Annotated in this window: 18 protein-coding genes; 8 read left to right on the plus strand and 10 right to left on the minus strand. The window is 64.1% G+C overall.

Going from position 1 to position 21,441, the window contains the following annotated elements; genetic code table 11:
• Nucleotides 1-1,785 precede the first annotated feature (1,785 nt).
• The 4 genes from CAL28_RS16395 to CAL28_RS16410 are packed head-to-tail and all read right to left on the minus strand — an operon-like array spanning nt 1,786 to nt 6,002.
• Nucleotides 1,786-2,913 (minus strand): VWA domain-containing protein, encoded by a 1,128-nt coding sequence (locus tag CAL28_RS16395; protein WP_094844671.1) that lies wholly within the window; start codon nt 2,911-2,913, stop codon nt 1,786-1,788.
• Between the two features lie 7 nt (nt 2,914-2,920).
• The gene (locus tag CAL28_RS16400; protein ID WP_094842363.1) at nt 2,921-4,045 is read right to left on the minus strand and encodes a DUF58 domain-containing protein; all 1,125 of its coding nucleotides are present in this window, start codon (nt 4,043-4,045) and stop codon (nt 2,921-2,923) included.
• Nucleotides 4,023-5,036 (minus strand): AAA family ATPase, encoded by a 1,014-nt coding sequence (locus CAL28_RS16405; protein WP_094842364.1) that lies wholly within the window; start codon nt 5,034-5,036, stop codon nt 4,023-4,025. The genes CAL28_RS16400 and CAL28_RS16405 overlap by 23 nt, the downstream gene beginning before the upstream one ends.
• Nucleotides 5,037-5,048: 12 nt before the next feature.
• A complete protein-coding gene (locus CAL28_RS16410; RefSeq protein ID WP_094842365.1) occupies nt 5,049-6,002 on the minus strand; it encodes a trypsin-like peptidase domain-containing protein in 954 nt (317 codons plus the stop codon).
• A 73-nt stretch (nt 6,003-6,075) separates the two neighbouring features.
• On the opposite strand from CAL28_RS16410, the gene CAL28_RS16415 reads away from it, so the two are divergent.
• A complete protein-coding gene (locus tag CAL28_RS16415) occupies nt 6,076-7,140 on the plus strand; it encodes a VWA domain-containing protein (RefSeq protein WP_094842366.1) in 1,065 nt (354 codons plus the stop codon).
• A gap of 39 nt (nt 7,141-7,179) precedes the next feature.
• On the opposite strand, the gene CAL28_RS16420 is transcribed toward CAL28_RS16415, so the two are convergent.
• Nucleotides 7,180-8,124 (minus strand): bestrophin family protein, encoded by a 945-nt coding sequence (locus CAL28_RS16420; RefSeq protein WP_094842367.1) that lies wholly within the window; start codon nt 8,122-8,124, stop codon nt 7,180-7,182.
• A gap of 172 nt (nt 8,125-8,296) precedes the next feature.
• Between CAL28_RS16420 and CAL28_RS16425 the strand changes: the two genes are divergently transcribed.
• The 3 genes from CAL28_RS16425 (at nt 8,297) to CAL28_RS16435 (ending at nt 11,947) form a co-directional block, all read left to right on the plus strand.
• Nucleotides 8,297-8,650, plus strand: coding sequence for a hypothetical protein (locus CAL28_RS16425; protein WP_141218203.1), 354 nt, complete (start codon nt 8,297-8,299; stop codon nt 8,648-8,650).
• 129 nt (nt 8,651-8,779) lie between these two features.
• On the plus strand, nt 8,780-10,894 hold the full coding sequence (locus CAL28_RS16430; protein ID WP_094842369.1) for a TonB-dependent receptor: 2,115 nt from the start codon (nt 8,780-8,782) through the stop codon (nt 10,892-10,894).
• Nucleotides 10,895-11,362: 468 nt separating this feature from the next.
• Nucleotides 11,363-11,947, plus strand: coding sequence for a C40 family peptidase (locus CAL28_RS16435; RefSeq protein WP_094842370.1), 585 nt, complete (start codon nt 11,363-11,365; stop codon nt 11,945-11,947).
• Nucleotides 11,948-12,047: 100 nt separating this feature from the next.
• Here CAL28_RS16435 and CAL28_RS16440 read toward each other — a convergent pair whose 3' ends face one another.
• Entirely contained in the window at nt 12,048-12,821 is a 774-nt protein-coding gene (locus CAL28_RS16440) for an SDR family oxidoreductase (RefSeq protein ID WP_094842371.1), read from the minus strand.
• A gap of 214 nt (nt 12,822-13,035) precedes the next feature.
• On the opposite strand from CAL28_RS16440, the gene gmk reads away from it, so the two are divergent.
• The 4 genes from gmk to CAL28_RS29555 all read left to right on the plus strand — a co-directional run bounded on the left by gmk (nt 13,036) and on the right by CAL28_RS29555 (nt 17,780).
• A complete protein-coding gene (gmk, locus tag CAL28_RS16445; protein ID WP_176464021.1) occupies nt 13,036-13,641 on the plus strand; it encodes a guanylate kinase in 606 nt (201 codons plus the stop codon).
• 59 nt (nt 13,642-13,700) lie between these two features.
• Nucleotides 13,701-13,904: a DNA-directed RNA polymerase subunit omega gene (rpoZ, locus tag CAL28_RS16450; RefSeq protein ID WP_094842373.1), complete on the plus strand. Its 204-nt coding sequence runs from the start codon at nt 13,701-13,703 to the stop codon at nt 13,902-13,904.
• A gap of 22 nt (nt 13,905-13,926) precedes the next feature.
• Nucleotides 13,927-16,227 (plus strand): RelA/SpoT family protein, encoded by a 2,301-nt coding sequence (locus tag CAL28_RS16455; protein ID WP_094842374.1) that lies wholly within the window; start codon nt 13,927-13,929, stop codon nt 16,225-16,227.
• Nucleotides 16,228-16,832: 605 nt separating this feature from the next.
• Nucleotides 16,833-17,780: a putative adhesin gene (locus CAL28_RS29555; RefSeq protein WP_141218204.1), complete on the plus strand. Its 948-nt coding sequence runs from the start codon at nt 16,833-16,835 to the stop codon at nt 17,778-17,780.
• Nucleotides 17,781-17,863: 83 nt separating this feature from the next.
• Here CAL28_RS29555 and CAL28_RS16465 read toward each other — a convergent pair whose 3' ends face one another.
• The 4 genes from CAL28_RS16465 to glnH all read right to left on the minus strand — a co-directional run bounded on the left by CAL28_RS16465 (nt 17,864) and on the right by glnH (nt 21,431).
• Nucleotides 17,864-18,391: a putative adhesin gene (locus CAL28_RS16465; RefSeq protein ID WP_141218205.1), complete on the minus strand. Its 528-nt coding sequence runs from the start codon at nt 18,389-18,391 to the stop codon at nt 17,864-17,866.
• A gap of 750 nt (nt 18,392-19,141) precedes the next feature.
• A complete protein-coding gene (gene glnQ / locus CAL28_RS16470; RefSeq protein WP_094842377.1) occupies nt 19,142-19,870 on the minus strand; it encodes a glutamine ABC transporter ATP-binding protein GlnQ in 729 nt (242 codons plus the stop codon).
• Nucleotides 19,867-20,526 carry a glutamine ABC transporter permease GlnP gene (glnP, locus tag CAL28_RS16475; RefSeq protein WP_094842378.1) on the minus strand — a complete coding sequence of 220 codons (660 nt, stop codon included), beginning with the start codon at nt 20,524-20,526 and terminating at the stop codon, nt 19,867-19,869. Before glnP ends, glnQ begins: the two co-directional genes overlap by 4 nt.
• A 146-nt stretch (nt 20,527-20,672) precedes the next feature.
• Nucleotides 20,673-21,431: a glutamine ABC transporter substrate-binding protein GlnH gene (gene glnH / locus CAL28_RS16480; RefSeq protein ID WP_094842379.1), complete on the minus strand. Its 759-nt coding sequence runs from the start codon at nt 21,429-21,431 to the stop codon at nt 20,673-20,675.
• Between the last annotated feature and the right edge of the window lie 10 nt (nt 21,432-21,441).

Below are 21,441 nucleotides of genomic sequence, written 5' to 3' on the forward strand. Positions count from 1 at the left end.
AACCTGGCGTCCCCCAGGCTGCACATCGCTCTCATTGCGGCTGACGTCCACGGGCGACCCTGCTGGACTGTTGCCGCGAATAGAATAAGTCGGGACTATGAGATTCGTTCCATCCTGGCCGTAATTGCCCGACTTATGGCTCGGCGCGGTGAATCGCAGCGTATCGGAGCCGGTGTATTGCAGATGGACCAGATCTGTCGCAAGCGGAGGACTGCCATCATCCGAGACTATCGCGGCCACTAGTGCCAGAAGGCCGTGTGGCACGGACTGGGGCAAAGAGTCGATGGAGATCAGACAGCTCCAATTCCCTTGCGGATCGACCTGTACGACTCCATTGTCCCCAAAGCCATTGCAAGTCGCATCGCCCAACTGCACGCTGATCACTGCGCCGGGCGGACCGACCCCCGCTACGCGCTGCACGAGCGGTTCGCCCGCGGATACATAGCTCCCAGGCGCAGGTTCAGTAATAAGCACGCTGGAAGTCTTGCGCTGCAGCCAAATCGGGTCGAGAAGGGAATACGTCAATATGCCGAACAGAGGGCTTTGCAGTTCGGGCTCGTATACGCTGCTCGTGGAAAGCGGCCCCAGCACGTATATTCCCTGGTAGAACATCGGCCCGCCCGACCCGCCAGGCAACATCGCCTCTATCCGAAGTCCCTCTACATTTACGCCATCGCCATCGAAGAGGTCGACAACGCGACCCATGAACGCGAAATATATCTGTCCCGTCGTCAGCTCATACCGCATCTTCTGGGTGCCAGAATACCCATACCCAAACAACGTATGGGACGTAAGATCCTTGGCCTCTGTTTCAGTGCTTAAACTCCCCCGCGCGACTGGCCTTATGTTGCCCATCGGCGTTATATAGTCCTTGGGATTGGTGATCAGCAGCGCAACGTCGCCACCGTAGCCCTCTTTTGTTGGCTGGCGGCAAATTTGGCCGACCGTGGCCTTTGCCTGATTCGGATCATTGAGATAAAGAACGCGATAATTCCCTACCTTGGGATTCGATGCCGCATCCACGCAGTTGTCGTCCAAGGCGTCTATGGGCACCAAGTCATTCACGCAATGGTACGCGGTCAAAATATAGTCACGCGTCTTCCCCTGGACCTTGGAGTCTTTACCTTGCCAAACCACGCTGCCCGAGCAGTCGGGGGTCCACGGCCCATCAGGCCCCGAAACCGATTCGTCGATGGCAACGACCTCGCTTGCTTGACCAGGAGGCACTCTGTCTTGACGCTCCGGGTGCAACAGGGAAATTGACGACAGCCTCGCATCGAGTGAAACCCGGGGAAGATCGGCACTGCGCGCACCATTGTCCCGGGCCACGGGGGAAGCTGCCACCGATACCGTCGCCATAGCCAGCAATGCGCTGGAAAACACAACGGCATTAACGAACCAACGGTAGCCGGCCTTCACTCCTCGACGCCACATTGCGCGCACCAGTCGCTCCCTTTGGATTCCGATCGATAGACGATGGAGCTCGGTGCGTTGTTCCATCAAGGAACACTTATGCCGGGCATCAGTCAATTACTGCCATAAGCATCAACATATCGGATCGACGCCATGGTCGCTTTTAGTTCCCGGCAAAGTATTTTGAATAAGCTCCGCCGGCACCATGTAGGAGACAGGAATGTCGACATAAGATCGCGCAGCCGCTGTCGCGGATTTGAGCAGCGCACCCGTTCCTCTCACCGGGAAGGACGCCAACTCCTATCGATCGCGCAGGAATCCATGGTGTGCGAATCTGTGATCGCCGCTTTCGAGGCCAGCATGCCGAAGTCGCTACAACACGCGCCCGAACCACCATAGCGAAACCAAGCCCGCGCAAGCCGCCAGCAGCGCGCCCAGCGCCGCGAACAGCGCCGTGATTTCGACCAGGTCCTGCCTGTCGAAGGCCAGCCGTGCACTGAGCGTGCCGTAGACTTTCTTCAGCGCCTCCGCGTCCTCGGCGCGAAAGTATTCGCCACCGGTGATATCGGCCACCTTCTTCAATACCGCCTCGTCCAGGCGCACGCGCGAGGACCAGCCGTCCACGGTAATGACGACGCCATCCGGCGTGCCGATGCCCACGGTGTAGATGCGCACGCCGTGTTCCGCGGCGACCTGGGCCGCCTGGATCGCCTCCGGGCCGGTATTGTTTTCGCCGTCCGACAGAAGCACGATGGCGCCGACGTTGTCCGGCGCCGGCTTGGCGCCATCGCCTTCGCGGGGCAGCGGCCGGAGGGCCGCGCCATTATCGGATCCGCCACGGGCACCGTTGCGGGATGCTTCCGGCCGCTGCGCCGGCCTGGCGTTCTCTTCCCTGGCGCTGTCGTTCATGAAACGATCGACGTCGATGCCCGCTTTGGGCAGCAGCGTCACCAGCGCGATGATCAGGCCGTTGCCCAGCGCCGTGCCGCGCTGCGGTTGCAGCCGGTCCAGCGCGGCGACGACATCTTCCTTCCTGCGACTCGGCGCCTGCGCCAGGGCAGCCGTACCCGCCACGGACACGACGGCCACGCTGACATCCGCCGGCTGCGCGTCGATCAGTATCCTGGCGGCCTGGCGCGCGGCCTGCATGCGGTTGGGCTTGATATCCTCCGCCCGCATGCTGCCCGAGGCATCCATGGCAAGAATAAGGGTTTGCAGACGCGACGGCAGCATCACCAAGGCCTGCGGGCGCGCCACGGCAATCAACAGCGACGTAACGGCCAGCAGCATCAGCACCGCGGGAAAGTGGCGGCGCCAGCCCGCGGATTTCCCCGTGGCAAAGGCGGTTGCCCTCAAGGCGGGATAAGGGACGGCGGCGCGCGCCCGGCGCCTGCCATGCCATACGTACAGCAGCACCAGGATGGGCACGAACACCAACAGCCACAACATCCGGGGCCAGAGGAAACTGATGGAGGGCAAAGCGTTCATGGCGGCGCTCACGGCGAAATCAGGACAGGCCCCGCACGGCATTCGGACGGCTTGCCCGTACCTCCGTGGCCACGCCATTGCCCTCCATCCGGCTCGCTCGCGCGCGATCCCGCGCGGCGCCCGCCACATCCGCGACTACCGCGGCCGCGGGCCGCGCCACGCCTTTCGCCGCAACGCCCGGTCGCCGGCGCTCTTGCGCGAAACGCAGCAGCGCAAGGTCCAGACGGGCGTCGGTAACCAGGGACAGGCAACTCACGCCGGCATGCCCGAAGGCATCCCGCAGCCCGGCATCGCGCGCGGCGGCCGCCTCGGCGAAACGCTTCCTGAATGCGGCGTCGTGGGTATCGACCAGCATCTGCTCGCCGGTCTCCGCATCCTGCAGCACAAGCAGGCCGAGGTCCGGCAAGGCGGATTCCAGCGGATCGATCAGGCGCACGGCGACCACGTCATGATGCCGCGCCAGATGGCCCAGCGACGTCTCCCAGCCCGGCGCGCTGATGAAGTCCGAAACGACGAAGAGCGCGGACCGCCGGCTTACGCTCCCGCGCGCATGGTCCAGCAGGTCGCCGAGGCGCGTCTCGCCACGCGCCGCGGACGGCATCGCCTGCATGCGGTCGATCAGATGCAGCACGTGCCGCCGCCCCGACCGCGCCGGTACGACCACCGGTCGTGCATCGGATTGGCCGCTATACAGCATCGCGCCGACCCGATTGCCATGACGAGTCAGCAGACGCGCCATGACTGCGGTGAAATCGGCCAGCAGCGCGCGCTTGCGCACATCGCCCGACCCGAAATCCACCGATCCGCTCAGGTCCAGCAGGAACCACGCGGCGACTTCGCGGTCCTCCTGGAATTCGCGCACATAGGGCGTCTGCACCCGCGCCGTCACGTTCCAATCGATGTAGCGCACATCATCACCCGGCTTGTACTCGCGCAGATCGGCGAAGTCGATGCCGAAACCGCGAAAAAGCGTTCGGTAGTCCCCCTGCAACAAACCATCCAGATGGCGAACGACCGTCCACTCCAGATGACGCATCAGCGCGTCCGCCCGGCGTTGCGCGCCGCCGGCGGACATGCCTGGCGGCGCATCGGCCGATGCGCCCTGGGCGGCCGCTCGCCCGCTAGGCCTGCGCCACCCGAACATGGGATTCCAGCGGGCGCTCGGGCGCCGGCAAGGCCTGCAGGATGCGGTCGATAAGCTGGTCGGCGCTTACGCCATCGGACAGCGCCTCGTAGGAAAGCACCAGGCGATGGCGCAGGATGTCCGGCACCAGGTCGATGACGTCTTCGGGCAGCGCATAATCGCGGCCGCGCAGGAAAGCCAGCGCGCGCGCACCGTCGATCAGCCCTATGCTGGCGCGCGGACTCGCGCCGAAGGACACGTAGCGCGCCATGTCGGCCAGGCCGCAGCGGGCCGGCGACCGCGTCGCCGCCACCACGCGCACCGCGTACTGGATCAGGCCGGGATCCGTATAGACCTTGCGGCATTCATCCTGCAGCCGCGCCAGTTGTCCCGGCATCGCCACGGGATTCACCATAATCGGCGGACCGGTGAAGCGATTGACGATAACGACCTCTTCCTCTTCGGTCGGATAACCCACCAGCACCTTCATCATGAAGCGGTCGATCTGCGCTTCCGGCAAGGGATAGGTGCCTTCGGTCTCGATCGGATTCTGCGTGGCCATCACCAGGAAAGGCGTCGGCACCGGATGGCTCTCGCCGGCAATCGTGACCTGCCTTTCCTGCATGACTTCGAGCAAGGCGCTTTGCACCTTGGCAGGTGCGCGGTTGATCTCGTCGGCCAGCAGCAGGTTGGCGAAGACCGGGCCCAGCACGGTGGAAAATTCGCCCGTCCGCTGGTTGTACATGCGCGTACCGACCAGGTCCGCCGGCAGCAGGTCGGGCGTGAACTGGATGCGCTTGAACGAACCGCGCATGGTGCGCGCCAGCGTATTCACCGTCAGGGTCTTGGCCAGGCCGGGCACGCCTTCCACCAGCAAATGCCCGCGCGCGAGTATGGCCACCAGAACCCGCTCCAGGAAGTGGTCCTGCCCGACCACCACCCGCTTCACCTCGTACAGCAGGCGTTCCATCAGATTGGCGCTGTCCGCGGCGCTCATGGGTTGGTCGTTCATACGCCTCCACATCTAGAAGGGGGAAATACCCACGGCGCTGCCAGCGCTTTCGATGGTCGTGGCAAAGCCGATGCCCAGAAAGGTTTTGCTGTTGGTGGGGTTGAGGATCGCGGTCACGATACCCACCACCTCGCCGTCCATATTCACCAGCGGTCCGCCGGAATTGCCCGGATTCGCGGCCGCGTCGAACTGGATCAGATGATCGAGATCCTGCTTGCTTTCAGGCGACACGAAGTCGCGGTTCAGGCCGGACACCACACCTGCGGACACCGACGGCCCGATGCCGAAGGGAAAGCCCACGGCAACGACTTCGTCACCCGGCGCCAGGTTGCGGCTGGAGCCCAGCGTAGCCGCCGGCAGGTCATCGGGCAGCGAGGTGGCGCGGATGACGGCCAGGTCTTTTTCCGGCTGCACGCCGAGCACGGAAGCATCGGACTCGTGGCCATCGTAGAAGCGCACCTTCAAGCGGCGCGCGCCCGCGATGACGTGATAGTTGGTCAGGATAACGCCCTTGTCGGTGACGACCACGCCCGAACCGATATTGACGGCCTCGCCCTTCTCCGCCGGCGTTTCCTTGTCGCCGTCCGGCTTGTCGGCGGGCGCCTGCTTGCCCGCATCGGGTGGCACGGTCTTGGGGCCGTCCGGCACGGCGCCCTTGGGCTGGGCGGGCGCTGCCTGCCTTTGCGGATCCGGTTTGGAATCGCCCTGGTCGTCCGCCGCCGCGGGCTTTTCGTCCGCCGCGGGGTACCCGACGATTTCCACCACCGAGGCCCGCACCGCTTCGGCGGCACGTGCGGTGCGCGACGGCAGCGACTTGGTTTGCAGCGTGTGCAGGACCGCGGCGTCGATATCCTTTTGCGTCAACACCCGCAGCTTCGGCTGCATCAGCCAGGCGGAGCCCAAGCCCGCAACGAAAACCAACGCGACCGCCGCCGCTACCCATCCGTAGATCGCAACCCTTTTCATCGTTGCCACCGGAATTCCGCCTCGTCGTGGAAGTACAGTACCATCGTCGCATCCACGCGCCAAGGAGAACTGTATGCGGTTTCTCTGGCCGGAATTGCTCTGGCTGCTGTTGGTGATGCCTTTGCTGGCGGCGGCCTATTTTTATGCGCTCGCGCGGCGCAAAAAAGCCGCGGTGATCTACCCCAGCCTGGTGCTCGCACGCACCGCAATGGGGCCTAAGCAGCGGCTGCGGCGACATGTCCCTCCTTTCCTTTTCTGGCTGGCGCTGGGCGCGGCCCTGCTGGCCTGCGCACGCCCCAGCGCCACCGTTACCTTGCCCGCCGATACGCTGACGGTGGTCCTGACCATGGACGTGTCGCGCAGCATGGAAGCCACCGATGTGCAGCCCACGCGCCTGGGCGCGGCGCAACAGGCGGCGCGCGATTTCATCAAGGATCTGCCGGCCAGCGTACGGTTGGGAATCGTCGCGTTCGCGGCTGCAGCCACGGTGGTGCAGCCACCGACGGACAACCGCCAGGACATGCTCGACGCCATCGATCGCTTCGAACTGCAGCGCGCCACCGCGACCGGCAGCGGCCTGATCGTGGCGCTGGCCACACTGTTTCCCGACGACAGGGCGGAGTTCGAATCCCTGCTGCTCAACGACCCGGCATCCCGCTTCGGCCCGTTCGCCCCTCCCATGGACAGCGCGGGCGCGGTCAATGACGCGCTCAAGCGCGAGCAGGACCGCCCTCCCCGCGAGCCCGGCTCATACCGCAACGGCGCGATCATCCTGCTAAGCGATGGGCGCCGCACCACCGGGCCGGACCCCATCGACATCGCGCGCATGGCGGCCAAGCGCGGCGTGCGCATCTACACCGTGGGCTTCGGCACCCAGCAGGGAGGGACGGTGGGCGGCGATGGCTGGTCGTATTTCATGCAATTGGATGAGACCACCCTGCGGGCCGTGGCAAAGATGACCGGAGGCGAATATTTCCAGGCGGGCTCGGCCGCGGACCTCAGCCAGGTCTACAAGAACCTCAGCACGCGCTTTTCGCTGGAACGGCGCGAAACCGAAATCAGCGCATTGCTGGCCGCGGCCGCCGGGCTGCTGCTGGCCATTGCATGCGTGTTGTCCGTGCGCTGGTTCAGGCGGTGACCCACGCCCGCCGGTTCACGCGGCGATCCGCCGGCAGGATTAATCCAACCGGTAGCGCGCGTCCGGAACCGGCACGGGAGGCCAGGCATCGTCGCCCAGCGCCTCGCGCATCGCGCGTTCCACATGGACGGCCAGGGCATCGAGCGGCAGGTCGTTGGCATCCTGTCCGAAAGGATCCTCCAGTTCTCCGCCGATGGTGTGCAGTCCCAGGAAGGCATAGGCGATGAACACGGCGACGATGGGCGTGGCCCACCCTATGCTTTCCACCAGGCCGAAAGGCAGCAGGACGCAATAGAAGTACGTCGTCCGGTGCAGCAGGACTTCGTAGGGATACGGCACCGGCGTGCCGCGTATCCGTTCGCACGCGCCGGCGGCCTGGTTCAACTTGTCCAGATGCGCAAGCCCGGTGGCCAGCAGGACGTCGCTGAGGCCGCCATCCCGATGCCACCGCACCATCTGGCGCTGCACGCACAGCAGCAAATGATGGGGACGATAGGCAAGCCGCAGGATTTCGCCGGCCTGCGCGTCGCCCACCAGGGCGCGCAACGCGTCGGCCGGATCGGTACCGCGCAATTGGTGCTTGAGGACATGCACGAAAGCCGTCAGCAGCGTAACGACATGACGCGCCTGCGGGTGCGCGTCGGACGGCGGCGGGGACGCCCCGGCGTGGCGCGGTACCGTCACGGCGAAACGGACGAGATCGCGCGTGGTCGCGGTCAGGGCGCCCCACTGCTTGCGGCCTTCCCAGTACCGCTCGTAGCAGGCGTTGTTGCGGAAGCTGGCGAAGATGGCCAGCGCCACGCCGATCAGGGAAAACGGCACCGGGCTCAGGCAAAGGAAGAATGCGTCGCTGCGTCGATAACCCCACACGGCTGCCAGCGACAGCGCCACGATGATGGCAAGGGGCGCGAGGATGGTGTTCTGCACCGAGTTTTCCCAGGCGAACAGCATCCGGAACCAATGGGCTTTAGGTCGGACGATCATGGCCGGGGACCATACCGGCTGGCGGGCGGCTTGCCGCCGCGGCGTTCATATTTCTGCCGAATCTGATATGAAATAATATATCATTACATAAATAGACAAACCGGCTGCTTAGTCATTCCAAAGCCGGCCATTCATATACGGGGAAAGAACCTTGCCGCAGGCAAACCGCGCCTTGGCCTCATTCGGACGGCGTCCGGCGATACGCGCCGCCACGCTGCTCTGGCTGTGGCTGGCCGTGCTGCTCGCCCCGGCGGGCGCGACATGGCACGCCATGTCGCACATGGAATCCGCCGGCGCCGCGGGGCCGAAGGGCGATGACCCCGACCGACATGGCGCGGCGGCGCATTGCCATGCCTGCGATGAGTGGCAGTTCCTGGATCATGCCCTGCCCAATCCGGCGCAGGCGGACGCCGCACCCTCGCCGGCAATCCCCGTCGCCACGCGACTTCCCGTCTCGCACCTTGCCGCCGGGCGGCCATGGATCCTGCCGCGCGCGCCGCCGCGCAGGCTGAACGTCAACACTTAGCGCCGAACGCACCATCGCGGCCATCCGGCCGTGCATCGTGTCGCGTATCGACCCGTACCGCGCCTCATCGAGGCCCGGCATTCCCGCCGCTTTCCGCGGCGGCGGGATTCCTTTTGCCTTCAAAAAACCATGACGACCCTATCCATTCAGGAGCCGCGCGGCGCCGCACTGCGCCGTTTTCTCCCCACCCCGCTGGCCCTATCGTTGAGCGCTGCCCTGGCAATGGCCGCCGCACCGTCCGCGCGGTCGCAAAGCGCGGTCGAACCCGCCCCGACACCCGCGGTCACATTGCCCACCGTCATCATCACCGGCAACCCGCTGGGCAGCACCGAAGTGGCCGCGCCGACGACCGTGCTGGAAGGCACCGGCCTGGATCTGCGCCGTGCCGATACGCTGGGCCAGACGCTGAACGGCCTGCCCGGAATATCCACGACCACCTATGGCCCCATGGTGGGGCGCCCCATTATTCGCGGCATGGACGGCGACCGCATCCGCATCATGAACAACGGCCTGGGCTCGATCGACGCATCGTCGCTCTCGTTCGACCATGCCGTGCCGCTGGACCCCATGACGGCCGACCGTATCGAGATCGTGCGCGGTCCGGCCGCCCTGCTCTACGGCGGCAATGCCGTGGGCGGCGTGGTCAACGTCATCGACGGCCGCATCCCGACCGAGCCTGTCCAGGGCATACACGGCCAGGTCCAGGGCGACTGGGGCGGCGCGAACGACAGCCGATCGGGTGCCGTCCAGGTCGAAGGCGGCGATGGCAACTTCGCCATTCGGGCGGACGCCTTCGGCCGCAAAACCGATGAGCTGCGTATTCCCGGCTTTGCCCGCTCCGCGGCGCTGCGTGCCCAGGACGATCCGGGCACCGACGAACCGCGCGGCCGCCTGCCCAATAGCGACGGCTCCGTGCACGGCGGCGGCCTGGGCCTGGCGTGGACGGGCGACAGCGGCTACGCCGGGCTTTCCTACAGCGGCTACGACTCTGACTACGGTTCGGTGGCGGAGGATACGGTGCGCTTGAAGATGCGCCAGGAACGCTTCGGCGCCACCGGCAAAATCGAAGACCTGGACGGCCCCTTCAAAAGCGTGCGCTTCGATTTCGCGTACACCGATTACCGACATCGCGAGGTGGACGACGGCGTCACCGGTACCACCTTCAAAAACCATGGTTACGAGGCGCGCATCGAAGCCCAACATCGCGACCTGGGCCCGCTGCACGGCGCGCTGGGGATACAGGTCAGCCAGAGCCGGTTTTCCGCGCTGGGCGACGAAAGCCTCGTGCCGACAACGAATACCGATTCCTTCGCGCTATTCGATCTGGAGCAGTGGGACGTCACCGACCGCCTGAACCTCAGCGTCGGCGGACGGATGGAATACACAAGGCTTACACCCTCGGCGGGCGGTATCGAAAAATTCGATGCGGCCTCCCAGCGCGATTTCACCGCCGGCAGCCTGGCGCTGGGCGCCATTTACAAGCTCGACAGCGTATGGTCGCTGGCGGCGAACGGGTCGTATACCGAACGCGCCCCGACCTTCTACGAGCTCTATGCCAACGGACCGCATGACGCGACCGGCCAATACCTGATCGGCGATCCCGCCCTGAACAAGGAGCGCTCCTTCTCGGCCGACCTGGGTCTGCGCTTCAAGGAAGGACCGCATCATGGCAGCGTCGGCGTGTTCTACAGCCACTTCCGCAATTACATCACCGAGGTCAATACGGGGCTGTCCGTCGACGACGAGGGCAACGTCGTGCCGCCGGGCTCCGACGACGCGCTGTCGCAGGCGATATACCGGGGCGTCCCCGCGGACTTCTTCGGATTCGAGGCGGAAAGTTCGTTCCGGGTGCTCGATCGGGGCGCGCACAAGCTGGACCTGCTGCTCTCGGGCGACTACACCAACGCCCGCAACAGCGACACCGGCGAACCGCTGCCGCGCATTCCGCCGCTGCGCCTGGGCTTCGGCCTGGACTACGCCTACGGCGCCTGGGGCGCGGGCGTCTCGTTCACCAAGGCCTTCGCCCAGCACCGCCATCCCGACAATGACGATAGTACGGACGGGTACTACAAGCTGGATGCCGACCTTACCTACTCCTTCCGCGTCGACAAGACGCAATGGCAGGCCTATCTGCGAGGCACCAACCTGACGAACCAGGAGATCCGTTATGCGACCTCGGTACTGCGCGACATCGCGCCAGAGGGCGGCCGCGCCGTGATGGTGGGCCTGCGGGGAAGCTTCTGACCGGAAGCTGCGCTTCCAGGAGCGCGGCGCTTCGGCACCGCGCTTCGCGCATGGCGACTGTCCCGCTTCCCGCTTCGCACTCCCCACTTCCCGCTTCCCGCTTTCCTGCTTCCCCGCTTTCCTGCTTTCTTCTTCGGCGAATATTCGCCCAAGTTACGGCAACCGCAGGAACGCGCCCGGCGGCGCCCCAAAACGTCGGTGAACGGTCCGCTCGGCACTGGGGCTGTCATCGAAATCCGGGGCGGATCAGGGTTTACCCGGGTATCGCCGAGGCGTGCCCGGGACAACTTTCGAACACTCCGGCGGGATGTGACGAATTGCCCCCAGGATGGACGAGATAGCACGATTTTCCCGACAGATGTAAGAAATATTTCCGTTATATAATCCGCTTCGCGAACTATTTCCGCATCCGCCGGCTTGAACGCAGTTGAAGCCACGCCATTCCACTCCGCATTCTGAAGTGAAGTTATGACGCCGCCGACGAGACGCTTTGCTTTTTCTCGATTCCTGCTACCGACCACCCTACTGACCATCGCCCTCGCCACCCTGCCCGGCACTGCCGGCGCGATGATTTCGTCAGACGCTTTCGGCTCGCTCAAGGGCCTTTCCCCGACCGACCTGCCTACCGTTCCCTCGCTGCGCGACCGCGTGGTTGCCGCGGGGCTGGACGCGCTGGGCACCCGCTATCGCTGGGGCGGCGACGATCCCGATACCGGCTTCGATTGCAGCGGCCTGGTCAGCTTCATCTACAGGGAAGTGGCCGGGATGGAGCTGCCGCGCCGGGCCCGCGATCAGCGAGCCGAGGGCCATGCCGTGAAAACGGCCCAGCTGCAACCCGGCGACCTGGTTTTCTTCGGTACCCACCGGCGTAACCAGACCTCGCATGTGGGCATCTATATCGGCAATAACGAATTCGTCCACGCGCCCACGCGCGGGGAAAGAGTGCGCATCGATACCCTGGACAGCGCCTATTGGGCCAAGCGCTTCACGGGTGCGCGCCGCTATATCGGTCCCAATGGCGGCGCGGCCGTCGTCGCCTCGAACGCGCGCTAACGCCGGCGCGTAGCGGCCCCGCTGGGGGCCCAGCCTACCGGGTGGCCGATCCGAACCACCGCGGGGGCCGTTCGCGGGAAGTCAGGACCGCCTGCGGCGCTCAGCCCCGTCCCAGGAAGGGCATCTTGGTGGCCATGATGGTCATGAATTGCACGTTGGCATCCAGCGGCAGGGCCACCATCGAAGCCACGGCCTCCGCCACGTGCGCGACGTCCATGCGGGGTTCGGGACGGACGGTATGGTCCGGCTGGAGGACGCCCCCGACCATGCGCTCGGTCATCGGGGTCGCGGCATTGCCGATGTCGATCTGCCCGCAGGCGATATCGTACTGGCGGCAGTCCAGCGAGATCGACTTGGTCATGCCGGTCACGGCGTGCTTGGTCGAGGTGTAAGCGATCGAGTACGGCCGCGGCGCATGCGCGGAAATCGAGCCATTGTTGACGATACGCCCGCCACGCGGCTGCTGGTCTTTCATGATCCGGATCGCCGCCTGCGCGCACAGGAACATGCCGGTCAGATTGGTATCGACCACGCTGCGCCAGGTTTCCACCGGCAATTCCTCGATCGGCACGGCAGGCGCGCCGCGTCCCGCATTATTGAACAGCACGTCCAGCCGCCCGAAAACACGCTTCGTCTCGTCGAACAGATGGCGTACCGACTCTTCGCTGCAGACGTCCGTGGGCACCGCCAGGGCAGCCTGCGCATCGGCGCCGGCTGCGGCGCGGGTTTCCTCCAGCGCCTCGGCCCTGCGCCCGGCCAGGGCCACGCGATAGCCTTCCGCCAGCAATTGCAGGGCGACCGCGCGGCCGATGCCGCTTCCCGCCCCCGTTACCACCGCCACCTTGCCCTCGCCTCGCCTGCCGTTCTGGTTCATGCTCGTCTCCTGTCGGAAGCCATAGGAAAATATCGGGCATCCTACCCCATGGCCCCCGCCTGCGACGATTTGTTATCCTTCATGTCTCGCCCGTACTTCAGGTTGCCGTTGCGCTGCGCGCGCCGGCGGACGGCGGGTAGCCCGCAAGTTTCCTTGACTGTCGATCGCCATGCCCGCATCCGCCGGAATCCCCGCCACGCCCGGAAATGTCTTTATGGTCGTTGCGCCCAGCGGCGCCGGCAAATCCAGCCTGGTCCGGGCGCTGCTGCAGCGCGACGCCGCGATCCGCCTGTCCGTGTCCTGCACGACGCGCCCGCCGCGTCCGGGTGAACAGGACGGGCGGGAATACCGCTTCGTCAGCGTCGCGGATTTCGAACGCATGCGCGACGAGAACGCCCTGCTGGAATGGGCCGAAGTGCACGGCAATTACTACGGCACCCCGGTTGACGGCATTGTCCAGGCGACCCGGGGCGGGCACGACGTGCTGCTGGAAATCGATTGGCAGGGCGCGCGCCAGGTCCGGCAACGCTTTCCCGGCGCGATCGGCATTTTTATCCTGCCGCCGTCCATCGACGAATTGGAAAGCCGCCTGAAGGCGCGCGGGCAGGATTCCGACTCCGTTATCGCGCGCCGGCTGCTGGCCGCCGGCGGCGAAATCGCCCACGCGCCCGAATGCGAATATGTTATTATTAATCAAGAATTTAGCAACGCGTTGACGGAACTTACCCAGATCGTCAATGCGGCAAGGTTGCGTTTCTCTTCTCAAGCAGTCCGCCACGCCCAGTTGTTCTCGCAACTGGGTATCTCGGCGCCCCACTGAGCTCCAGGGCGCAGCTTCGCTCCCCTTTCATCAGTTTGTCGTATTTCAGGTGACCCACTATGGCCCGCATTACCGTTGAAGATTGTCTGACCCACATTCCGAATCGTTTCACGCTGACCCTGGCCGCCACTTATCGCGCCCGCGAACTGGCGCAGGGCCATGCCCCGCGGCTGGACAGCAAGGACAAACCCACGGTGACCGCGCTGCGCGAAATCGCCTCTGGGCTGACCGGCTCCGAAATGCTGCGTAAAGTACCGACCTGATCGCGGTCGGAAGGTGGCGCGCATGGCCTTCCCCGCACTGAAATACGCCTCTACCGGTTTGCTGGCCGCGCTGCGCGCGGGTTCGCGCCTGGGCCGCCGGCCGGGCCGCAAGTCCGGTAAAACCGCGCCTTCGCCCATTGCCGCGGCGGTCCAGCAGGCGGCCGAAACCCCCGCCACCGCGCCCATCGCGTCCCTGGCGCCGCTGACGGAAATCATCGGCAAATACCTGGACCCGAAGGACGTCGAGCGCGTGCGCGAAGCGTACCGCTTCGCCGACCAGGCGCACCTGGGGCAGTTCCGTGCCAGCGGCGCGCCCTATATTTCCCATCCGATCGCCGTCACGGAAATCTGCGCGGGCTGGAAGCTGGACGCCAATGCCTTGTCCGCCGCGCTCCTGCATGACGTCATGGAAGACCAGGGCGTCACCAAGCACGAGCTGGCGGAACGCTTCAGCCCCGAAGTGGCCGAACTCGTCGACGGCCTGTCCAAGCTGGATCGGCTGGACTTCGCGACCAAGGCCGAACAGCAGGCGGAAAGCTTTCGCAAAATGCTGCTGGCGATGGCTCGCGATGTGCGGGTCATCCTGATCAAGCTGGCGGACCGCGTGCACAACATGCGCACGCTCGACGCCGTGGCGCCGGAAAAACGCCGGCGCATCGCCCGCGAAACCCTGGAAATCTACGCGCCGATCGCGCATCGCCTGGGGCTGAACCTGCTGTTCCGCGAGCTGCAGGACTTGTGCTTCGCGGCCATGTATCCCAATCGCTACCAGGTCCTGTACAAGGCAGTCCTGGCCGCGCGCGGCAACCGCCGTGAAGTCATCGGCAAGATCGAGGACGCCGTGCGCGCGGCCCTGCCCGCGGCGGGCATCGAGGCCGAAGTCAGCGGCCGCGAAAAAACGCTGTACGGTATCTACCGCAAAATGGTGGACCAGAAAAAGACCTTTTCAGAGGTCCTGGACATCTATGGGTTCCGGGTCATCGTCCATACGCTGCCGGAATGCTACCTGGCGCTGGGTACCCTGCACCAGCTATACCGGCCGGTGCCCGGCAAGTTCAAGGACTACATCGCCATCCCCAAGGTCAATGGCTACCAGTCCCTGCACACCACCCTGGTGGGGCCCTATGGCACGCCGGTGGAATTCCAGTTCCGCACCCGCGACATGCACCACGTCGCCGAGGAAGGCGTCGCTTCGCACTGGCTGTACAAAAGCGCCGACGTCTCGCTGAACGATCTGCAGAAGCGCACGCACCAGTGGCTGCAATCGCTGCTGGACATACAAAGCCAGACGGGCGATTCCGGCGAGTTCCTGGAACACGTCAAAGTGGATCTGTTCCCGGACGCCGTCTACGTGTTCACCCCGCAAGGCAAGATCATCTCGCTGCCGCGCGGTGCCACGCCGGTCGATTTCGCCTATGCCATTCATACCGACATCGGCAACCAGGCGGTGGCGGCGAAGGTCAACAACGAATTCATTCCCTTGCGCACGGAACTATCCAGCGGCGATACCGTCGAGATCATCACCTCGCCGGCATCCCGCCCCAATGCGCAATGGCTCAACTACGTGCGTACCGGACGCGCGCGCTCCGAAATCCGCCATTACCTGCGCACGGTGAAGTACGCGGAATCCGTCGCTTTCGGCGAACGCCTGCTGACCCAGGCCTTGCAGGAACTGCATCTCTCGCTGCCGCCGGCCGACGACCCCGAATGGGAAAAACTCGCGCGCAGCAGCGGGGCAAGCTCGCGCGATGAGATCCTGGCCGACATCGGGCTGGGCAAGCGCCTGGCTGCCGTCGTCGCGCGGCGTTTCGCACCGGAGCACGAACTGATCGCCACCACCGCGGCCGCGGTGGACGAAATCACGGCGGCCCGTAGCGCGCCTATCCTGATCCAGGGCAATGAAGGCCAGGCCGTCCAGCTGGCCCCTTGCTGCGGCCCCCTGCCCGGCGACCCCATCATCGCCGGCATGCGGCTGGGCCATGGCCTGGTCGTCCATACGGCGGACTGTCCCGTCGCGGCCCGGCAGCGCACCCGGGAGCCCGAACGCTGGATCAATGTGGCGTGGGATACGCAGACCGCCAAGCATTTGTCCACGCGGCTGGATATCGTCACCCGCAACGAACGGGGCGTACTGGGGCGACTGGCGGCCGAGATCACAGCGACTGACGCCAACATCGTGCATGTCACCATGCACGATGACGCGGTGGCCACGGTATCGCTGCACGTCACCGTGCAGGTGGACAGCCGCAAGCATCTGGCTCAGGTCATACGCGCCATCCGGCATGTCCCGCAGGTGCAGAAGATCGTCCGCGTAAAGGGCTGATCCCAAAGGGGTGATACGGTCCCGGCGCGCATCGCGCGCCGCCTGCATGACGCGTTGATTCCGAACTCCCCCCAGGGCGCGCCCCACACCGGTCATTGCGGCGCCTACGCGAAATCGGTCGGAAATGATGCGGCTTATGGTTCGAACCGGGTCGCGATCGGATTTATCCCCCACGTCGGCCAGTCCCGCACGCTCAGCCAGACTTATCGAGTCATAATCGGATCCGTCGGATTCAGGATCGGAGCCCATCGATTCCGCATCGGAAGTTCTCTGGCCTGGGATCGGAATCCATCATTCCGCATCGGGATTTCTCAGGCTCAGGAGTCGGAATCCACCGGGCCTCGCCTCTGAATTTCCCAGCCCAGGATCGAAAGCCGTCAAGCTCGTGAAAATGGCAGACTTAAAAAAACAAGCCCTGCCGTCGTGAGCGAACCACACAGGCCATATATATCCGATTGTTCAGATTTTTCCTCTTATTGGGGAATCCGGCATTCTTAAAAATGGGGTTTCTCGAATGCGCGTCCATGCGTGTCCATGGAAGCGCGCATTCTCCAGCACAAGCCCGTAGGCGATAACCCTGGCGGGCCCCCTTTTGGATACCCCTTATGCCGAATCCCGTCTTCAGACCTCCTCGTCTCTCGGATATTTTGAATCTGGGAAAACCACCGCGGCCAACCCAGGGCCATCCGGACATACCGGCACTGGCGGCACCACCACGCCGGTTCGGCTTGCCACCGGCGCCTGGCCCGGGCAATCCGCATTTCTCGGGACTCGAGGCGCCACCGCGTCCGGGCCAGGGCGCTCCTCCAATGGCAAATCTTTGGGTGCCGCCCCGGCCGGGGTTCGGCAACGTACCGATGCAAGGGTTGGCGGCAGCGCCGCTGCCGGGCCAGGGCTATCCACAGGTGCCGGGGCTGGTACCGCCCCCGCACGCGGCCCATAACAGCCGGCGCCCGCCGCCATCCCGGCACTTTTCCCGTCCCACCAATATTCTGGCCCGCTTCCCCTCCCTGCCGGATGGGGACTATATTCCAGGCCGCCCCCTCCATTATGGAAGATATCTCCTGTGGAAAGGGCAAAGAACGAATTCCGAGCTTATTATTTCGTCGCACGGCACTCGCGTATTCGGACGCCAGAACGTGATACCGCAAGGGATGGCGCTTCATTTCTACGGACCGGATTACGCATCGGTCGCGACGGTGAATATTTATCGCGCATTCATCGAGCAAGAGATTGACAAGCGCCCGTATCAGATCATTCGCGCCGGCCAGACTTGTTCGGACTACCTGCTGACCAAATTCCAGGGCGCAAGCGAGACATTCGACCATGTCCGGAAATGCCTGCCCTATTACGACGTAGTGACGATAGAAACGACGCCGGATCAAGACTGGACAGAGCGGGTGCAGTTATCCGAGCTACTGGAACACCTGCGCCTGAAGAAGCACAGGTATAAAAGAATACATTGCTTTTTTTGCCGGTCCCTGTCGCGATTGACCGAAGCAGAGTACCCGGCGGTGCAGCCCCTTGTGCTGCCTCCATATAGCGCCCGGTAGGGACCAGCCTGGCAGTCGGCCAGGCAGTCGGACGGTCTCATACGGACACGGCGGCGCGTGAACCGCCATGTCATCGGAAGACATCAGCGAGCCCTGTGCGTGGGCCTGTCCAGGTAAACATTGAAAGGCGCGGCATACGAACGGCAGAAGAAACAATGGATCTTGGCGTATCGATGGCCTCGCCGTTCCAGGTCCGTCAGCAGCTCCGAAAGCATCATATGGTCGGATCCGATTTTCCAGGGGCGATGGCGGATCGTGACGACATCGTACCTACCCAAGCACTGGCGGACCGTCTCGTAGCTTTCCAATTCACCCTGAAACTTGTTTAACTGATAATCGACAAAGGGTTCCCCGCCTGTCTTGATGCGATACGGTCGGTTGGCCATATTACGCAGGATGAACATCTGGTAGATGTCTCTGGTGTTCAGTATCGCGCGGTCCGGACCATAAAAATGCAGCTCCGTACCCTCTGGCACGGTTTTCTTGTGAAACCCATTCAATATTTTCCGCCCTCCCGCCAGCGACCGGGCGCCGTGGGAAGAAATTATCAATTCGAGATTATTTGCGCCGCGCCAAAGGCGGTATTGACCGTATTCGAGGAAGTCCGACATATATTGACAATGCCTGGGTGATGTAGGGACTTCCATATTGCATCTCCCCCCTGGCCGGCGAAAACTGGAATATTCTCGCACCAGGAAATCCGGCGCCGACGAAACGGCGCCCCGTCCCACCGGCGCCCCCCCCCCTGTTCAACCGCGGTAGGCGGCGAAAGCGCCACTTGCCGGCGGGCAATGGCGTGTTTTCCTCGTTCCGGGGCAAGCTCGAACTTGCTTAGCAAGTAATCCGGATACGTCTGGCCGCCACGGATGCGGTCGTAGGTATATTCCGCCTAGCCTCTTTGCAGAAACGCATAATCGATCGTCGGCGTAGGGTCGGCATTTGTTTGATCGCCGGATTGACCAGGGGCCGCGCACCGGCGACGAGTGCGGCGGGACGCGATGTGGCGTCCGGGCGGTGCGGCCGGGAACGTCGTAACAAGGCGGGGTTTGAAAACAGCCCTGCTCTTTTGCGCGGGATTTACCCAAGGCCGCGATCCAGCGGCGGCGGGGATTGCGACAGCGGGAGACGCAAGGCCGGCACCGGAACCGGCGGCGTTTGGAACCGGAGGTCGCGTGACAATATTCGGACGCGACGGCGGCGACGAATACGTATCGGTAAGGCGTGGCTTGAAAACGAAATTTCCTGGCGTGGCTGATCCGCGGTTCGACTATTGGAATGGCTCAGTTTGCGGCGCGCTGCGCACCGCAAAAAAACCGAAAAATCTGAACCGGGCGGATCCGCCAGGAATTTCGTGGCGCCGATTACGCGACGTGTTGCAGGAAGTCCTTCAGGCGCTGGCTGGGCGGATCGGACAGCAGCGCTTGAGGGTTGCCGTCGTGCGCCACCTTGCCGCCGTCGATGAAGATCAGGCGGCTGCCCACGCGGCGGGCGAATTCCATTTCGTGGGTTACCACGACCATGGTCATCCCTTCTTCCGCCAGGTCGCGCATGACCTTCAACACCTCGTGCCGCAATTCCGGATCGAGTGCCGACGTCGGTTCGTCGAACAGCATCAGCTTGGGCTTGATGGCCAGCGCGCGGGCGATCGCCACGCGCTGTTGCTGACCGCCGGAAAGCTCGGACGGATAGTGCTGCATGCGCTGCTCGAGCCCGACCTTGGCCAACAGGGCCTGGGCCTCCGCGCGCGCCTGTGCCCGCGAGGCACCCCGCGTATGAATGGGGCCGAACATAACGTTTTCCAGCGCGGTCATCTGCGGGAACAGATTGAACTGCTGGAAAACCATGCCGGCCTCGCGGCGGATTTCACGCACCTCGGCGGGCGAGCCCTTCACGCTCAGGCCGCCGACCAGGAGTTCGCCGTCCTGGATGGTTTCGAGGACGTTGATACAGCGCAGAAAGGTCGACTTGCCGGAGCCCGAAGGCCCGACCACGACAACGACCTCGCCGGCATCGATATTCAGCGTGATGCCGTTCAGGACGGTGGACGCGCCAAAGCGCTTGGTAACGTTCTTGAATTCAACCATGCTCATAAGATGCGCATCCTCTTCTCGGCGATCCGCAGGCCCACGGCCATCAGGCCGGTAATGATCAGATAAATGACCGCCACGGCGGACCAGATTTCGACAGCGCGGAAGTTGCTGGCCATGATCTCCTGCCCCTGGCGGGTGAGTTCGGCCACGCCGATCACGATGAACAGCGACGAATCCTTCAGGCTGATGATGCACTGGTTGCCCAGCGGGGGAATCATGCGCCGTATGGCAACCGGCCCGATGATGTGGGTCAGGATCTTGTGGAACGGCAGCCCCATGGCCTGGCCGGCTTCGCGCAAACCTTTGGGAACGGAAAGCAGCGCGCCGCGCACGATTTCGGCGATGTAGGCGCCGGAATTGATCATCAGCGTAAGTATGGCGGCCAGCTGCGCGTCGATACGCAGGCCGTTGGCGATCAGCGGCAAGGCAAAGTAGATGAACATCACCTGCACGATGATGGGCGTGCCGCGGATCACGGCAACGTAGATCACGGCGATGGTGGCCAGGAAGCGCGGCGCATAGGCACGCATGACGCCCGCCAGCGCGCCGAGCGCGAATCCGCCCAACAGGCCCCAGAAGGTGATCTTGACCGTCATCACCGTTCCGTCGAGCAGATTGGGCAGGGCCGCCCAGATCACGGACCAATCGAAATTCACATGTTTCCCCTGTAGATAGGAACCCGCGTCCGGATCGGCGTGGCGATCGGAATAGGCGGCGCGGCCGCGGCGGGTGAAACGGAAGAATCAGCGGGCCGCCGGCGTGACACGCGCGATGCGCGCCCGGCGGCCCCGTCAACGAGGGTTTATTGTGCCTTCTTGCCGAACCACTTGGCGTAAATGGCGTCGTATTCGCCGTTGGCCTTGAGGTCGGCCAGCGCCTTGTTCACTTCCTTGACCAGCGGGCTGCCCTTGGGGAAAGCGATACCGTAGAAATCGCCGCTCTTGACATTGCCGACGACCTTCACGCGGTCCTTGCCGGCGGTGTTGGCGTAGTACTGGACATTCGGCGTATCGTGCACGGCGGCGTCGACGCGGCCCGTGGCCAGTTCGAGATAGGCGTTGTCGATGTTGGGGAACAGCTTGAGCTTGGCCGACGGGACGTTCTTCTGCATGTAGTCCACCGTCGCCGTGCCCGTCTTCACAGCCACCGTCTTGCCAGCCAGGTCGGCGGCGCTCTTGATATCGGTGTTGCTGTTGTTGACGAGGATGGACAGGCCGCTTTCGTAATAGGGGTCGGAGAAATCGATGACCTGCTTGCGATCGTCACGGATGGTGATGCCCGCGAGCGCGACATCGATGTTCCGGGTCTGCAGGCCGGGGATGATGCCGTTGAAGTCCATGGGCTGCAGCTTGTATTTCAGGTGCAGCTGCTTGGCGATCGCGGCCCACAGGTCGACGTCGAAGCCGGTGTAGGTGTTGCCCTGCTTGAATTCAAAAGGGACGAAAGCCGTGTCCGTCGCGACCACGAGTTCCTTGGCGCTTTGCGCTGAGGCGGGCGCGGCCATGGCGAACCAGGCGACCGACATCCCGGCCATCATCGCGGCGAATTTCTTATTGAGCATGTTCGACTCT

Origin of the sequence: Bordetella genomosp. 11 (assembly GCF_002261215.1) — a bacterium.
GTDB lineage: Bacteria > Pseudomonadota > Gammaproteobacteria > Burkholderiales > Burkholderiaceae_B > Bordetella_C.

Excerpts from the sequence above, each read along its gene's own strand:
- CAL28_RS16400 (WP_094842363.1), bottom strand. The coding sequence starts at position 4,045 with ATGTTCGGGTGGCGCAGGCCTAGCGGGCGAGCGGCCGCCCAGGGCGCA.
- CAL28_RS16405 (WP_094842364.1), bottom strand. The coding sequence starts at position 5,036 with ATGAACGACCAACCCATGAGCGCCGCGGACAGCGCCAATCTGATGGAA.
- CAL28_RS16410 (WP_094842365.1), bottom strand. The coding sequence starts at position 6,002 with ATGAAAAGGGTTGCGATCTACGGATGGGTAGCGGCGGCGGTCGCGTTG.
- CAL28_RS16415 (WP_094842366.1), top strand. The coding sequence starts at position 6,076 with ATGCGGTTTCTCTGGCCGGAATTGCTCTGGCTGCTGTTGGTGATGCCT.
- CAL28_RS16420 (WP_094842367.1), bottom strand. The coding sequence starts at position 8,124 with ATGATCGTCCGACCTAAAGCCCATTGGTTCCGGATGCTGTTCGCCTGG.
- CAL28_RS16430 (WP_094842369.1), top strand. The coding sequence starts at position 8,780 with ATGACGACCCTATCCATTCAGGAGCCGCGCGGCGCCGCACTGCGCCGT.
- CAL28_RS16435 (WP_094842370.1), top strand. The coding sequence starts at position 11,363 with ATGACGCCGCCGACGAGACGCTTTGCTTTTTCTCGATTCCTGCTACCG.
- CAL28_RS16440 (WP_094842371.1), bottom strand. The coding sequence starts at position 12,821 with ATGAACCAGAACGGCAGGCGAGGCGAGGGCAAGGTGGCGGTGGTAACG.
- gmk (WP_176464021.1), top strand. The coding sequence starts at position 13,036 with ATGGTCGTTGCGCCCAGCGGCGCCGGCAAATCCAGCCTGGTCCGGGCG.
- rpoZ (WP_094842373.1), top strand. The coding sequence starts at position 13,701 with ATGGCCCGCATTACCGTTGAAGATTGTCTGACCCACATTCCGAATCGT.
- CAL28_RS16455 (WP_094842374.1), top strand. The coding sequence starts at position 13,927 with ATGGCCTTCCCCGCACTGAAATACGCCTCTACCGGTTTGCTGGCCGCG.
- CAL28_RS29555 (WP_141218204.1), top strand. The coding sequence starts at position 16,833 with ATGCCGAATCCCGTCTTCAGACCTCCTCGTCTCTCGGATATTTTGAAT.
- CAL28_RS16465 (WP_141218205.1), bottom strand. The coding sequence starts at position 18,391 with ATGTCGGACTTCCTCGAATACGGTCAATACCGCCTTTGGCGCGGCGCA.
- glnQ (WP_094842377.1), bottom strand. The coding sequence starts at position 19,870 with ATGAGCATGGTTGAATTCAAGAACGTTACCAAGCGCTTTGGCGCGTCC.
- glnH (WP_094842379.1), bottom strand. The coding sequence starts at position 21,431 with ATGCTCAATAAGAAATTCGCCGCGATGATGGCCGGGATGTCGGTCGCC.